General features: G+C 54.6%; 14 protein-coding genes. 4 read left to right on the plus strand and 10 right to left on the minus strand.

What is annotated here, in order from left to right; translation table 11 throughout:
- Window positions 1-92 precede the first annotated feature (92 nt).
- Window positions 93-2,009, minus strand: coding sequence for a putative bifunctional diguanylate cyclase/phosphodiesterase (locus tag AC2CGP_RS05470; protein WP_015706014.1), 1,917 nt, complete (start codon window positions 2,007-2,009; stop codon window positions 93-95).
- 10 nt (window positions 2,010-2,019) lie between these two features.
- A complete protein-coding gene (locus AC2CGP_RS05475) occupies window positions 2,020-2,517 on the minus strand; it encodes a putative pterin-binding protein (protein ID WP_015365842.1) in 498 nt (165 codons plus the stop codon).
- A gap of 287 nt (window positions 2,518-2,804) precedes the next feature.
- Here AC2CGP_RS05475 and shiA point away from each other — a divergent pair, with 287 nt between their 5' ends.
- Window positions 2,805-4,124 carry a shikimate transporter gene (gene shiA, locus AC2CGP_RS05480; RefSeq protein WP_045361451.1) on the plus strand — a complete coding sequence of 440 codons (1,320 nt, stop codon included), beginning with the start codon at window positions 2,805-2,807 and terminating at the stop codon, window positions 4,122-4,124.
- A gap of 13 nt (window positions 4,125-4,137) precedes the next feature.
- On the plus strand, window positions 4,138-4,878 hold the full coding sequence (locus AC2CGP_RS05485; RefSeq protein ID WP_475702502.1) for a lipoyl protein ligase domain-containing protein: 741 nt from the start codon (window positions 4,138-4,140) through the stop codon (window positions 4,876-4,878).
- 5 nt (window positions 4,879-4,883) lie between these two features.
- On the opposite strand, the gene AC2CGP_RS05490 is transcribed toward AC2CGP_RS05485, so the two are convergent.
- Complete coding sequence (locus AC2CGP_RS05490) at window positions 4,884-5,621, minus strand: HPP family protein (RefSeq protein WP_015365839.1); 738 nt, start codon at window positions 5,619-5,621, stop codon at window positions 4,884-4,886.
- A 199-nt stretch (window positions 5,622-5,820) separates the two neighbouring features.
- On the opposite strand from AC2CGP_RS05490, the gene AC2CGP_RS05495 reads away from it, so the two are divergent.
- On the plus strand, window positions 5,821-6,930 hold the full coding sequence (locus tag AC2CGP_RS05495; RefSeq protein ID WP_475702501.1) for an adenosylhomocysteinase: 1,110 nt from the start codon (window positions 5,821-5,823) through the stop codon (window positions 6,928-6,930).
- Window positions 6,931-6,968: 38 nt separating this feature from the next.
- Here AC2CGP_RS05495 and cobT read toward each other — a convergent pair whose 3' ends face one another.
- From cobT to dacD, 7 genes are all read right to left on the minus strand, one after another.
- On the minus strand, window positions 6,969-8,027 hold the full coding sequence (gene cobT / locus AC2CGP_RS05500; RefSeq protein WP_475702500.1) for a nicotinate-nucleotide--dimethylbenzimidazole phosphoribosyltransferase: 1,059 nt from the start codon (window positions 8,025-8,027) through the stop codon (window positions 6,969-6,971).
- 27 nt (window positions 8,028-8,054) lie between these two features.
- Window positions 8,055-8,795, minus strand: a complete 741-nt coding sequence (cobS, locus tag AC2CGP_RS05505; RefSeq protein ID WP_475702499.1) for an adenosylcobinamide-GDP ribazoletransferase — start codon at window positions 8,793-8,795, stop codon at window positions 8,055-8,057.
- On the minus strand, window positions 8,792-9,334 hold the full coding sequence (gene cobU / locus AC2CGP_RS05510; protein WP_020078370.1) for a bifunctional adenosylcobinamide kinase/adenosylcobinamide-phosphate guanylyltransferase: 543 nt from the start codon (window positions 9,332-9,334) through the stop codon (window positions 8,792-8,794). The genes cobS and cobU overlap by 4 nt, the downstream gene beginning before the upstream one ends.
- A gap of 173 nt (window positions 9,335-9,507) precedes the next feature.
- Complete coding sequence (locus AC2CGP_RS05515) at window positions 9,508-9,831, minus strand: DUF496 family protein (RefSeq protein WP_015365834.1); 324 nt, start codon at window positions 9,829-9,831, stop codon at window positions 9,508-9,510.
- Window positions 9,832-9,999: 168 nt separating this feature from the next.
- Window positions 10,000-11,058 carry an FUSC family protein gene (locus AC2CGP_RS05520; RefSeq protein ID WP_113373700.1) on the minus strand — a complete coding sequence of 353 codons (1,059 nt, stop codon included), beginning with the start codon at window positions 11,056-11,058 and terminating at the stop codon, window positions 10,000-10,002.
- A 98-nt stretch (window positions 11,059-11,156) separates the two neighbouring features.
- On the minus strand, window positions 11,157-11,630 hold the full coding sequence (sbmC, locus tag AC2CGP_RS05525; RefSeq protein WP_045389247.1) for a DNA gyrase inhibitor SbmC: 474 nt from the start codon (window positions 11,628-11,630) through the stop codon (window positions 11,157-11,159).
- 151 nt (window positions 11,631-11,781) lie between these two features.
- Window positions 11,782-12,948, minus strand: coding sequence for a serine-type D-Ala-D-Ala carboxypeptidase DacD (dacD, locus tag AC2CGP_RS05530; protein WP_015365831.1), 1,167 nt, complete (start codon window positions 12,946-12,948; stop codon window positions 11,782-11,784).
- 180 nt (window positions 12,949-13,128) lie between these two features.
- Here dacD and sbcB point away from each other — a divergent pair, with 180 nt between their 5' ends.
- A complete protein-coding gene (gene sbcB, locus AC2CGP_RS05535; RefSeq protein WP_320896859.1) occupies window positions 13,129-14,553 on the plus strand; it encodes an exodeoxyribonuclease I in 1,425 nt (474 codons plus the stop codon).
- Window positions 14,554-14,581 lie beyond the last annotated feature (28 nt).

Genomic DNA, 14,581 nt, shown 5'->3' on the forward strand with positions numbered 1-14,581 from the left:
TATACCCATTACGGATTATCGTTATTTAAAATATAAAAAAGCGCCAGTGATAGTTCACCGGCGCCAGTTTAAAGACTGAGGATTATCTTGTTTCAGTTGTTATTTAACTGCCCCGGCTTGCCAATTAAATAGCCCTGAACGAGATCGCAACCCAATTGTTGCAGCGAGGTTAATTGTTCCTCGGTTTCAACACCTTCGGCGACAATGCGCATATGTAAGCTTTTCCCCATACTGATGATCAGGCGCACAATATCGAGGTCATCTTTTTGCATAGGTATATTGACCACAAACGAGCGATCAATTTTGATCTTATCAAAGGGGAAATAACTTAACCGTGACAATGACGAATACCCGGTGCCAAAATCGTCAATCGAAATCTGAATCCCCTGCTCGCGTAACTGGCTGAGGATCTCCAGCGAGCGCGTATTTTCGTTAAATACATCAGATTCCGTAATCTCAAGATCAAGGCGCCGCGGGTCGAGGCCCGTCTTCTTTAGCACCGCAACCACCGTGTCTGTGAGTGAGGTATTGATAAGTTGAATCGGTGAGACGTTAACCGAAACTTTCAGTGGTTGCTCCCAGCGGGCCGCTTCCTCACAGGCGGTCTTCAGCACCCACTCGCCAAGTTGGTTAATCAGGCCGGTTTTCTCCGCCACCGGGATAAATTCCGTAGGCGGTACCATGCCCCGCAGCGGATGAAACCAGCGAACCAGCGCTTCGTAACCATAAATTTCACGCGACACCGTGTCGGCGATCGGCTGGTAGTAAACCTTGAACTGGTCATTTTCCAGCGCATGCAGCAGATCGTCCTCAAAGGATTTGTTGTCCTGTAAACGTTGCAACATGCCGGGACGGAAAATCTCCACATGTCCCGCACCGGATTTTTTCGCTTCATACAACGCCAGATCGGCACATTTGTATAAGTAATCAGTGCGGCTTTCAGCATCGGAGATTACGATGCCAATGCAAGCCCCGATGTTAATTAATGAATCGTAGATCTGGTACGGCTGGCTGATTTTCTCGCGGATCACATCCGCCCGCTCCAGCGCCATTTCTTCGCTCAGATCCTGCGATACCAGGGCAAATTCGTCGCCGCCAAGCCGGTACAGCGTCTCTGATGTTTTACGGAAGAACGACAGGCGGCTGGCGAGCTCCTGCAGCAGTTTGTCACCAGCATCATGCCCCAGGGTATCGTTAACATCTTTAAAATTATCCAGGTCGAACAGCATAACCACAGCGCAACCATGATAAGGTTTCACGTGATTAACCACTTCCTGTAGCCTCTGCCAGAAAGAGAGGCGATTAGGCATGCCTGTTAACGAATCGTGATAAGCATCATATTGCAACCGGCGGTTCTGTACCTGCAGTTTCTCTTTCGACAGCTGCAAGTCATTCGCGAGCAATTTCATGCGCACATGAGCGCGGCGCAAGTTGTTATTTTGCCGAAGCATCAATAGCCCAAGAGTGATACACATCGTAATCAGCAAGATTGAAATCACCGAATAGATGTAATAGAGATGCTGAATCTTATCGTGCGTAAGATTAACGACATCAAAGTCCTGCGCCAGGGTCATGGAGGCCAGTGAGGTCATCGGACCATCTAACTTACTCATGGTATGCAGCAGAGTCACCATCTGCTCAGGCGTCATGGTGTCCAGTTGCCGATCGAGTTGATCGAGGATCTGAATCAGACTGGTCACCGTTGCCTGCCGCTGCTCGCTTTTTCTGATAAACTGACCAAGATCGCCCTGTTGCAGCAGCTCGATCTGGCTCATCATTATTTCCAGGCGCAGGCGTACCTCATCGCGGTCGGTCCCCTTCACGTTCAGCGCCAGGGCGCTTAAACGAGCCTCCAGACGCATATATTCAGAGACCATCTGGGATACGGACCACGAGTCGGTATAACGTGTTAATTTTTGCAGCTCACTCTGCCGCTCATGCACCAGATAGGTAATGTATCCGGTGACGATAAAAAGCGACAAAATAATGGCAGTGAGTATTCGATTCAAGATCAGAGCCTTACTCAATTATAATCTTTGAAACCTGCCATGCCGAGCGGGAATAATAGATTTGGTTCTGTAACTCCGCGCTACTATCGTAGGGATAAACAATAAAAAGGGGCCCTTTGTCACGAATGCGCATATATTCACCATTCATCTTCAGCGCCAGGATCACCGGGAATTTATGAAAATCCTCCACCGGTACCTCAGTGGTATAATCGTTAAGGGCCATCACCTTCGCCGTCTTACCTTGCGCACCCACTAAGTCCATAAGTTTGCTAAGTGAAATACCATCAAAGCGCACTTTCCCTGAATACCACGGAGTGGTGGTGATCACTGTCTCATTGCCCAATTTTTCTAGCGCGGCAATGTCAAATACGGCGGTATCACCTTCGTTTGTATTGGTAATCTTTCCTGAAATGGTTAAAACGGGTTTGCCTGTTGGCGCAGGCAGTTTTTCTGCGAAAGCATTGGGTAAAACCAAAACATAAAATAAAACTGCAAAAATTAGACGCATATCACCCACCATATCCAGCGTTGGAGATAGTAATTGTAAACCATTTACGTGAATTCTTAAAAGCTGTCCCAGTAGGACCACAAAAATAAAATAGCAGTTATGGTCAACAGTTAACCCACGCCAGTGGTGGAAATTAAATGTTCGATTTAGACATTTTTTACTTTATTGTCTTTCATGCTGGTAAAAAACTTTTCAGCTGCGCTTATGCGCGGTAATCTCGTTAACGGCGCGAAGATAAGAAAGCGTCTCATTCAAATAATAACAAGTTAACAACAAACAGGACAGGCATGGACTCAACGCTTATTTCTCCCGACTCCGGCAAGGGGGTTGCTTCTCTTCATCGCGCTCGTCGTGCGGCATGGGGAAGCTTTGCCGGCGCCGTCGTCGACTGGTACGATTTTCTGTTGTACGGCATTACCGCCGCACTGGTGTTCAACCGCGAATTTTTCCCACAAATTGGCCCGGCGATGGGCACGCTCGCAGCCTTCGCGACCTTCGGCGTCGGCTTCCTCTTCCGCCCGCTCGGCGGCATTATCTTCGGCCATTTCGGCGACCGTTTAGGCCGTAAGCGCATGCTGATGATGACCGTGTGGATGATGGGGATCGCCACCGCCTGCATCGGCCTACTGCCTTCCTTTAACCAAATTGGCTGGTGGGCGCCGGTTTTATTGGTTATTTTACGCGCAGTGCAGGGCTTCGCCGTCGGCGGCGAATGGGGCGGCGCGGCGCTGCTGTCGGTTGAAAGCGCGCCAAAAAACAAAAAGGCGTTCTATAGCAGCGGCGTGCAGGTGGGTTATGGCGTCGGTCTGTTACTCTCTACTGGGCTGGTATCGCTTATCAGCAGTTTCACCACCGATGAGCAGTTCCTTAGCTGGGGCTGGCGCCTGCCATTCCTGTTTAGCGTAGTGCTGGTACTGGGGGCATTGTGGATCCGCAACGGCATGACCGAGTCGGCAGAATTTGAACAACAGCTGCAGAAAACGCCAGCCGCGGTGAAAAAACGCCTGCCGGTACTGGAAGCGTTGGCGCGCCATCCCGGCGCCTTCTTATTGATCATCGCCCTGCGCCTGTGTGAACTGTTAACGATGTACATCGTGACCGCCTTCGCCCTCAACTACTCGACACAAAACCTCGGCCTGCCGCGTGAACTGTTCCTCAATATTGGGTTGCTGGTGGGCGGTATTAGCTGTATTACCATTCCCTGCTTTGCGTGGCTGGCGGATAGGTTTGGCCGCCGTCGTATCTATATTACCGGGGCACTGATCGGAACATTAAGCGGCTTCCCCTTCTTTATGGCGCTGGAGCAGCACTCGCTGTTCTGGATCCTGTTTTTTGCCCTGATGCTGGCCAACATCGCCCATGATATGGTGGTCTGCGTACAGCAGCCGATGTTTACCGAAATGTTTGGCGCCAGCTATCGTTACAGCGGCGCAGGCGTAGGCTACCAGGTGGCCAGCGTGGTCGGCGGAGGTTTTACGCCATTTATCGCCGCCGCGCTGGTCACCTTCTCTGGCGGGTCATGGCATAGCGTGGCGATTTATCTGACGGTCGGCTGCCTGCTCTCCGCCGTTACGGCGATGTTGATGAAAACCCGCCATCCGGCATAAAAACGGAGGCTTTATGCGCGAACCACATAACGCAGGCTGTTTGCCCATCCGCTTCAATACCGGCGGATTACCGATTGTCCGTTGCGATGATCCCACGCTCGCCGAACAGCCTCTGTTCGAGCGCGCGCGCGGCGGCGAAGCCGTCGCTCAACTCTGGCAGGCGCCGCAAGGGTTCGTGGTTCCTGGCAGTTACCGGAAATTCGCCAATCTGGCCACCGTCAGTGAATCCTTTGCCGCCGGTGGCTGGCCGGTGTGGATGCGTCGATCCGGAGGCGGGCTGGTGCCGCAGGGGCCCGGGATCCTCAACCTGAGTCTTGCCTGGCCGGTAATCCAGCCATTAGGCGAAGCCGCCGAACCCATCTATCTGTTGTTATGTGGAATATTGCAACGCACGCTTTCGACTCTTGGCGTCGAAAGCCATTTTCAGGCCGTCAGCGGTTCTTTTTGCGACGGCCGCTATAATCTGGCCTGCGGTGAGGGAGAAAACGCGCGCAAGATTGCCGGTACCGCTCAATACTGGCGGCCCATAGCCGAAAGCCAGGGTCACATTGTCCTGGCGCACGCCGTGATATTACTGGATGCCGATCTGCAGGCCGCACATCAGGCGGCCAATGATATTGAGGCGCTGCTCGGCAGCGGTAAGGTCTACCGCGCGGACAAAACGATTACGCTCGCCGAATTATTGCCCGGTGAACCCGACCTCATCGAGCGATTCAGGCTGGCGCTAGCTAAGGCATTGCAACGGGTGTCTTAATAGCATCACTGGCGCGCTTTTTGACCGGCGGCAAGACGCAGACGGGCCTGCTGTTCGATATTCTCCAGCAGTTCCTGCACATCGTCCTCGCCGATATCAAGGAACTGCCCTTCCATCAGCGCGGCGTGAATATCTTCGCGAGTGACTGCAATCCCCATCGGCACTACATTCGGCTTCACCTCTTCCGCCGCCAGCGGATGCGGATAGCGGCGCCCGACCAGATTGTTGAAGACGATCGCCAGCAGCGCCAACATCATGGAGTTCAATAATACCGGCGTCAGCACAAACTGGTAGCCTTCACTGTGTACGCCGGCGCCGCCAAGGATGGCCGTGAGCGCCACCGCGCCGCCAGGTGGATGCAGACAACGCAAAAAGTACATTCCAGCGATCGCCAGCGCCGCCGCCAGGCCGCAGGCGATTGCCGTATCCGGCACCAGTAGTCCGACGGTGACGCCGATCAGCGCCGAAAGCACGTTGCCGCCAACGATAGACCAGGGCTGAGCAAGCGGGCTGCTGGGCACGCCAAATAGCAATACCGCCGAGGCCCCCATCGGCGCAATAAACCACAGATTTACCTCACCCAACAGCCAGTGGCTGAACATACTGGTCACCGCCAGTCCGGTTCCCGCACCGATCGATCCCAGCACAATATGCTTTTTAGCAACGGGTAAGGCATGAGGTTTTAAACGGCCAAGAAAAATACGCGCGCGAGAAAATAGCGGGCGCTGTAAAACGCGTAACATCGAACGAATCGCTCACATCATAGGAATAAATGATGTTTCATTGTCTTTATTTAACCATTCATTAACAACCATGTATTTATGATGCCTATTATTTGCAACTTTACCGGGCAGTGTGGGTTATGTGATTTTTACACCCTGCGTTAGAATCATCTTCCCCACCGGGGTTAAACCCACTCTACGGATTAAAGGTCACAATACGGTGAATAATAAGACAAATTTAACGAAAGAAGTGGCATGGGCCAGCCAGAATATGCCGCGTACCCTGCGTCAGGTGGCGGCCCTTCCTGACCTCAGCGAAGTGCGCCTGGCCTGCTGTATGCATCTGGATATGAAAATGATCCCGCTGGTGCAGGGGCTCCTTGAGAAAGGGGCGAAAGTCTTTTTGACCACCTGTAATCCAACCACCGTGCAGGATGAGGTTGTCTCCTGGCTAGTGGAGCGCGGCGCGGAAGCCTGCGCCTGGCGCAATATGAGCGACGCCGACTGGCAACAATCATGGGAAAAAGCCATCGCCTGGGGGCCAACTCACCTTTGTGAAATGGGTGCAGATATTACCACCCTGCTCCACCAGCGTGGCGAGTTCGGCAATGTCGTCGCCGGCCTTGAAGCCACCGGCTCCGGCGTCAATCGCCTCGGTGATATTCGCCCCGGCTACCCTATCTTTAACTGGGATGATCTGCCGGTCAAAGAAGGGCTACATAACCGCCATATGGTTGGCCTGACGGCCTGGCACACATTCTTCCAGACTACTCACCTGACCCTACATGAGAAAAAAGTGCTGGTGATCGGCTACGGCCTGGTCGGGCAAGGCGTCGCCGCCGCGGCAAAAGCCTTCGGCGGCCAGGTTATGGTGGCGGAAATCGATCCCGCGCGCCGTTTACAGGCCGCTTATGACGGCTGGCATGTCGTGGATTTACAGGATGCCATCGCATCAGCCGACGTCGTCGCTACCGCCACCGGCGGCAAAAAAGTGGTCAACAGCCTGGCGCTGGACAGCGCTAAAGATGGGGGGTTTATTCTCAACGTCGGCCACGTGGCGGAAGAGATTGACTGCGAACACCTGCGCCAGTTCCCGCATGAAGAGGTTATGCCCTATATCAACGCTTATCGGATGCCGGGGAAAACAATCTATCTAATGGCCGATGGCTCAATGCTCAACCTTACCGCCGGTTTTGGCGATAGCCTGAATGCGTTTGATGTCACCCTTGCGGTGATGGCTAGCGGCATTCGTCATATCGTTACCGACGGCATGCAGGCTAAAGCGGATGTTTATCTGCTGCCGCAAAGCGTGTGGCAGCAGGTGCTGTAAGCACTGTTTCGGGGGGCCGGTCGGCGCCCCGAAGCCGCTTAACGGGTTTCCGGCAGCACGATATTGCTCTCAGCCAGCGTCCCCATATTGTTGAACATTGCCCCTGCCGCCTCGACCAGATACATGGCTAACGCCGCGCCGCTGCCCTCGCCTAAGCGCATGCCCATCTCCAGATAAGGTTGCAACTGCAGGTGCTCCAGCGCAATACTTGCCCCCTTCTCCGCCGACAGATGCGACGGAATCAGGTACGGATGCAACTGTGGCGCGATCCGGCAGGCCGCCAGTGCTGAAGCGTACGATAAAAAGCCATCGAGTATCACCGGCAATCCGCAGGAAGCGGCGCCCAGCATGACCCCAGCCATCCCGAGCAAATCAAAACCGCCTACTTTTGCCAGCACATCAAGGCCATCGCCCGCTGACGGCTGATTGACCGCTATCGCCCGGCGTACCACTTCCGCCTTATGCGCCAGTTGCGATAGCGGAAGGTTTGCGCCGATGCCCACAACATCGCCGGCATCATGGCCGGTCAGCACGCTGACCACGGCCGCAGCAGGCGTGGTGTTCGCCATCCCCAGCTCGCCCACGCCGAACAGACGCACGCCCTGGTCCGCAAGCTGGCGGGTGTAGCGCATGCTCGCCAGTAGCAGCGCTTCGGCCTGCTCCCGGCTCATCGCCGCGGTACAGGCAATATTGCCGCTGCCGCGCTCCACTTTCATATTTACCAGCCCAGGGATCGGTTCGGCGTCAATACCGATGTCAACTACCTGAACATCAGCCCCGGCCTGCGCTGCCAGCACGCAAACGCCGGTATTCTTACGGGTCATATTGGCCGCCTGGATAGCGGTCACCGCTTGTGGCGAGACGGTAACACCTTCATGCCAGACGCCGTGGTCGGCGCACATGACCACGATAGTTTTGCGTGCAAAACGTAGCCCGCCCTGTAGCCCCGGCATACCGGCCAACTGAATCGCCAGTGATTCCAGACGTCCCAGGCTGCCGGGCGGTTTCAACAAGCCATCAATATGCTCACGAGCCCGCGACATCGCGCTTTCGTCCGGCCGCGGGATGGCCGCTAACCATTCACTTATTGTATTCATATGCTTCCTGTCAGCGCGGTGTGTACTCTATAGCAACGCCAGTAAAAAGATAACTTCGCCCAGTTCAATGGCCGCCCCAAGCGTATCGCCGGTCTGCCCGCCCAGCGTGCGCTTCAGCGCCTGGCCAAGCGCCGATACCACCAGCAGCGTTATAACCGCAGCCAGCAGGCCATGCACGCCCAGCAGCAACGTTGCCAGCGCCAAGGATAGCGCCAGGGTAATGACGGTCTGTCGGAAAGTCACCTTGCCAATAAATACGTTACCAAGCCCCTGCTCCCGGGCATAGCGCTGGCGGTACATTAGCAACACCGACATCCCTCGCGCCACGGCACAAGATGCGGCCAACGCGGTCAGCATCGAGGTACCGCGCAGCGCCAGTTCGCTAATGACGAGAACCTTCGCCATCAGCACAAAGATCAGCGCCAGTCCGCCGTGCGTCCCCAAGCGGCTATCGCGCATGATCTCCAGCATCCGTTCGCGGCGGCGGGCGGAAAAGATCCCATCGCAGGTATCCGCCAGGCCATCAAGATGAAAACCGCCGGTCAGCAGCGCCAGCGCCAGTACGGCAAACAGCGCGGCCAACGGCAGGCCGCACCAGGCATGAAGCGCCAGCATCACCAGCCCGGCAATCGCGCCAAGTAGTAACCCCACCAGTGGAAAAGTAACAATCCCGCGCTCATATTGATCGATTTCCAGCCCCTGCGACCAGCGGGCCGGAACCGGCAAGCGGCTCATAAAAGAAAGCGTGGCAAAGAACGATTTAATCATTTGATTTTGACTCCTATCCCTGAAACAACCAGCCACACCTCATCGGCAGCCGCGGCCAGCATCTGATTCACGCGCCCGGCAATATCACGAAAATGCCGCGCCAGCCGGTTGTCCGGCACGATTCCCAGCCCCACCTCATTGGTAACCAACAGCACCGGCGATGGGCAGGCGCGGCAGGCAGCAATCAGCTGAGTGATTTCTTGCGTGACTGCCTTTTCCATCGCAACGTAATCCCATTCATCAGGATCCGTTTCCCCACCTTCAGCGAACAGAATATTGGTGACCAGTGTAGTGACGCACTCAAGCAAAATGGCTTCATCGGGTACATTATCGGGGGTAATGAGTGGCGTTAGATCACGGCTGCGCTCTGCAGTACGCCAGTGCGGCGGGCGGCTATTGCGGTGATGTTGAATGCGTGCGGCCATTTCATCGTCAATAGCGGCTGAAGTGGCGATATAGAGCACCGACGCGAAGGATTGGATTAAAGATTCGGCGTGACGGCTTTTGCCGCTACGCGCGCCGCCGGTAATCAGTATCATCGCGGCGGTACCTGTAGCTGGGACAGCATGTGATAAACCCTTCCGGTATCAATAAGTTCACGGCGGCAGTATAACAAACTGTCGGCTTAAAGGGAGATGCTTATACGGAGGTTTAACGGCAGGAAGATGGAGGAGCCCGGCGGCCAGCACTGCCGCCGGAACTAATGAGTGGTTTATTCGCCGACTTTGGCTTCACCCATCACTTTGAGTTTTTTGGAGATGTCGCGACGCTCTTTCGACAGCTCGGCGTTTTTGATGATGTAATCGTCAACGCGGTCTTCATAATCGGTTTTCATGCTGGCGATGATACCCTGAATGGCTTCTACGCTCATACCCGGCTTGATGTAGTCGCTGAGGTTGTCCAGCAGCAGGACACGCTTCTGGTTATCACGGATCTTTTTCTCAACGTCCTGAATTTCACGCTGCAGCTTGTTCTTACGACGGAACAGACGAACAAACTCCAGAACGTCCTGGAAAGAAGGCTTAGTTGTTTCCATTTTTACACCCCTAATATTTGAGATTCGGATTCGCTAAAGCGACTGCCCTATAGGGCTAACATAACTGCTAGCAGTCGCTGATGACAATGTTTTTTCCTTTGCGTTTATCATAACCCTAAATGCTGCTGAATCGAAGCAACCTGTTCACTTCGCGCACGTATCTGTCTTTTATTTGCGCAGCGCGCGGCAAATAAGGTGCGACAGCAGCTCAAGCTGGCGCGCCAGCTCAATGGTCAGCCAAACATAGCCGTGAATCGGCGTTTCCGACAGATTATCGCCCTGATGCTCTTTGATAAGCTGTCGCAACTCGACCACAATCTCGTTGAGTTTCTCGGTGTTGGCGCGTACCGGCTGCGGGTTTCCCTCATACAAGGCATGGGCGATGGTCAGCAACGTTTGCTGGGTCATCCGTTGGGTTTCGCGCAAAGTCTGGGCGTTAAGCATCACAAAATGGCCCTGGCGAGAGGCCCAGTAAGCGTTGATCTGCAGTTCCAGCATGCATACCAGATTACGGCTGACGGTCTGAATTGCTTCGAAGATTGCTTTCTGAATATGCGTTTCTTTGCTGGCCGGGGTTATCAACCCACGCATTTTCACCACATCATTGAGCGCTTTCTGAAGATGTTTTTCCAGCCGCGGACGCTCAACCAGATTTGGCGAAAAACCGGCCTGATACAACCGATTAAACGTTGTAACGTAATTCGCCATCTGGATGCGCCAGTGCAAAAACGCCCGCTGCGGCCAGATACCGGTAAACAGCATCGCCAACAGTGAACCGAAGATGACATCGCCGCTTCGCCACAGCGCGGTGTTCATATCGCCCGGCGGCGCGCCCACCACCACCGCCAGCGTAATGCCAATCAGCAGCGCCTGATAGGGCCGCTTGCCGAGCGCCAACCAGCCGCAAAGGAACATCGCCACCGCGCACCACAGCACCATGATTGGCAGTGAGATAAGCTCGAGTTTGAGCGCCACCAGCCCCAGTACCGAACCGAGGATAGTGCCGCCAATACGTTCGAAGGCCCGCGGCACCACATTGCCCCAGAAAGAGATAGGCCCCATCACCACCACCAGGGTGATCAGAGGCCAGGTGCCCTCCGGCACGTTCAGCAGACGCACCAGCAGGAAGGTCAGGACAAAAGCCAGCGCGATGCGGATACCGTGTACAATTCGGTAATGACGATACAGACGGATCTCAAATGGCTTAAGTGATTTATCAGCGCGCACGGCCTGCTCCGGCAAACAGAAAAGGCCAATTGTAGCCGCTTTTTTCACGAGCGCACTGCGCTAATGTAAAAAACCTTGTCAAGATAAGGGATAACGACTTACGAGCCGATACGGTTCACCGCCACGTACATCTCAATATCCCAGTGACCATCCTGGTTGCCATCGTTAAGATAAATTTCAAAACAGGGCTTATCCGCGATTTGGAACTCTCTGCTCTGCAGCAGGCTGTCAAAGAACTGCAGCCACGGCGTGGAGAAGTCGTGGTTAATGACCCGCGCGCTGGCGCAGGCGTAATCGCCGCCGGCAATTGCGGTGAGGATGACCCCTTCACTATTCGGCGGGATGACGTAATCATCCGCCACGGTAACAACGGTGTCACAACGCAGTTTTTCCGCCGGTACCTGCTGCGGATTATCATAATAAACCGCGACCCACTCCTGCGCAGGCACCTGGTGGTGACTGACCCACGCCGCCAGTTGTTCAAACCCCTGCTTTACGGTCTGCTCCCAGGGGCCAACCATATGAAACCCGGCAATCTTGCGGGCATCGAGAGATTGAATGCTGTAGTTCATAGCGCCTCCAGTGTTGATAAAATACTGTATAAATATACACCAAATTTAGCAGCCGGATGAACAACAGTATGTGCGCGGATTCACAGAGTCGCCACAAGCGCGAAATGAATAAAGCCCGCCGCAGAGTGCGGCGGGCCAGAGGGTAACAAGATTAAATGCCGTGATGCAGATAATCGCTCAGGCGGGAAAACATCCCACCCTTGCCGACGCTTTCCAGGGTCACCAGCGGCCAATGCCCGACCACTTTGTCGCCATCGTAAAGCGAGATTTCGCCCACGCGTTGGTTAGCGGCGATCGGCGCTTCCAGATCCTTGGTATCCAGCACATATTTTGCTTTGATACGTGGAACTTCTGATTTCGGGATCGCGAGCCAGAAGTCCTGATCGGTGCCGAGCTTGATCTGCTCTTTGTCGCCATACCAGATATGTTCGACGCCGACCTGCTTACCTTTTTGCAGCACCTGCACGGTGTCGAAGTTCTGCTGACCCCAGTGCAGCAGTTTAGCCGCCTGCTCTTCTCGCCCTTTTGGACTATCGGCCCCCATCACCACGGCAATCAAACGACGCTGGCCATCGACCGCCGAGGCAATAAGATTGAAGCCCGCTCCTGAGGTATGGCCGGTTTTCAGGCCATCGACATTCATGGTTTTGTCCCACAGCAAACCGTTACGGTTCTGCTGGGTGATACCGTTCCACGTCAGGCTTTTTTCGCTATACATGTGATAGACATCCGGCTCGCCGTGAATAATCGCCCGCGACAACACCGCTAAATCATAGGCGGAGCTATGCTGGCCAGGCGCGTCGAGTCCGTGGACGGTTTCAAAATGGGTGTCTTTCAAATGCAATTTTTCAACGTAGCTATTCATCAACGCGACAAATTGCGGTTGGCCGCCGGCGACATAGTCAGCGAGCGCGACGCAGGCGTCATTACCGGAATCGACGATCAGCCCGCGGCTAAGATCGCGAACGCTAACCCGATCGCCCGCTTTAAGGAACATCAGCGAAGAACCGTTAAACACTGGATTGCCCTTGGCCCAGGCATCCTTACCGACGGTGACCATATCATCAAAGGTAATGCGATGGCTGTCGATGGCGCGGTCGACAACGTAACCGGTCATCAGTTTGGTCAGGCTGGCGGGGTTACGCTGTTGATGTTCATTACCGGCGGTCAGGATTTGACCGGTAGTGTAGTCCATCAGCACCCAGGAACCGGCCTGGATCGATGGCGGCGTCACGGTGACGGGCAAATCAGCGGCAGCAAATGCGCAGGAAACGCTCGAAGCGAGCAAAGTTACAGCAAATAAAAAACGGCCTTTCAACGGCATATCCTCAAGATTCACAGATTCGCCGTCCTTTTTACGGAAGTTCGCCTGAGAGATCAGGGCTAAATTGCAAGAAAATATGACATGACAGTAGATGCATCTGACCGTTACCCTTCTGATGGCTCTACAAATCGTTTACCATACGGAATGCCTTACACCATGGATAACGAATCGATTATGCAAGACAGCGCCAATCAGCCTGGATTTTTATTCCACGACTACGAAACCTTCGGTACCAGCCCTTCGCTCGACCGGCCGGCGCAGTTCGCCGCCATCCGTACCGATAGCGATCTGAATGTCATTGGCGAACCAGAAGTCTTCTACTGCAAGCCTGCGGACGACTACCTGCCGCAACCACAGGCGGTGATGATTACCGGAATTACGCCACAGGAAGCGCTGGCCAAAGGCGACAACGAGGCCGCTTTCGCCCGCCGCATCAACGATCTGTTCACGGTGCCGAAAACCTGTATCGTCGGCTACAACAATGTCCGCTTTGATGATGAAGTCAGCCGTAATATTTTTTACCGCAACTTTTACGATCCGTACGCCTGGAGCTGGCAGCATGATAATTCGCGCTGGGACCTGCTGGATGTGATGCGCGCCTGCTATGCCCTGCGCCCGGAAGGTATCAACTGGCCGGAAAATGAAGACGGTCTGCCAAGCTTCCGCCTTGAGCATCTGACCGTCGCGAATGGCATAGAGCATAGCAATGCCCACGATGCGATGGCCGATGTGTACGCCACTATTGCGATGGCGAAACTGGTGAAGACCCATCAGCCGCGCCTGTTTGACTATCTGTACAGTCATCGAAATAAACGCAAGCTGGCGACGTTAATCGACGTGCCGCAGTTGAAACCACTGGTCCACGTTTCCGGTATGTTCGGCGCCGCCCGCGGCAACACTAGCCTGGTCGCGCCGCTGGCCTGGCATCCGGATAACCGCAATGCGGTGATTATGGTTGACCTGGCGGGGGATATGTCGCCGTTGTTGGAGCTCGACGCCGATACATTGCGCGAGCGCCTGTATACTCCGCGAGACGAACTCGGCTATTTACCGGCAGCGCCAATTAAGCTGGTGCATTTAAACAAATGCCCGGTGCTGGCGCAGGCCAATACGTTGCGTCCGCAGGATGCCGACCGTTTAGGTATCAATACTCAGCGCTGCCTGGAGAACGCCCAACTGCTGCGCGCAAATCCGCAGGTACGTGAGAAAGTGGTGGCCCTGTATGCCGAAGCCGAACCGTTCGTGCCATCGGATAATGTTGACGCCCAACTGTACAACGGATTCTTTAGCGATGCCGATCGCGCGGCGATGAAGATAGTGCTGGAAACCGAACCGCGTAACCTGCCAGCGCTGGATATTACGTTTGCGGATAAACGCATTGAACGCCTGCTGTTTAACTACCGCGCGCGTAACTTCCCCGGTACGCTTGATGAAAACGAACAGCAGCGCTGGTTAGAGCACCGCCGTAACGTCTTTACGCCAGAGTTTTTGCAGGCCTATGCCGATGAACTGCAGGTGATGTATCAACAGTATGCTGACGATAGTGAAAAACAAGCCCTGTTGAAAGCGCTGTGGCAATATGCGCAGGAAATCGTTTAACCCGGGCCAGGCCGTCACCGTAGCCCGG

The organism is Klebsiella sp. SYXHC3 (assembly GCF_057196925.1).

Excerpts from the sequence above, each read along its gene's own strand:
- AC2CGP_RS05475 (WP_015365842.1), bottom strand. The coding sequence starts at position 2,517 with ATGCGTCTAATTTTTGCAGTTTTATTTTATGTTTTGGTTTTACCCAAT.
- shiA (WP_045361451.1), top strand. The coding sequence starts at position 2,805 with ATGGACTCAACGCTTATTTCTCCCGACTCCGGCAAGGGGGTTGCTTCT.
- AC2CGP_RS05485 (WP_475702502.1), top strand. The coding sequence starts at position 4,138 with ATGCGCGAACCACATAACGCAGGCTGTTTGCCCATCCGCTTCAATACC.
- AC2CGP_RS05490 (WP_015365839.1), bottom strand. The coding sequence starts at position 5,621 with ATGTTACGCGTTTTACAGCGCCCGCTATTTTCTCGCGCGCGTATTTTT.
- cobT (WP_475702500.1), bottom strand. The coding sequence starts at position 8,027 with ATGAATACAATAAGTGAATGGTTAGCGGCCATCCCGCGGCCGGACGAA.
- cobS (WP_475702499.1), bottom strand. The coding sequence starts at position 8,795 with ATGATTAAATCGTTCTTTGCCACGCTTTCTTTTATGAGCCGCTTGCCG.
- cobU (WP_020078370.1), bottom strand. The coding sequence starts at position 9,334 with ATGATACTGATTACCGGCGGCGCGCGTAGCGGCAAAAGCCGTCACGCC.
- AC2CGP_RS05515 (WP_015365834.1), bottom strand. The coding sequence starts at position 9,831 with ATGGAAACAACTAAGCCTTCTTTCCAGGACGTTCTGGAGTTTGTTCGT.
- sbmC (WP_045389247.1), bottom strand. The coding sequence starts at position 11,630 with ATGAACTACAGCATTCAATCTCTCGATGCCCGCAAGATTGCCGGGTTT.
- sbcB (WP_320896859.1), top strand. The coding sequence starts at position 13,129 with ATGCAAGACAGCGCCAATCAGCCTGGATTTTTATTCCACGACTACGAA.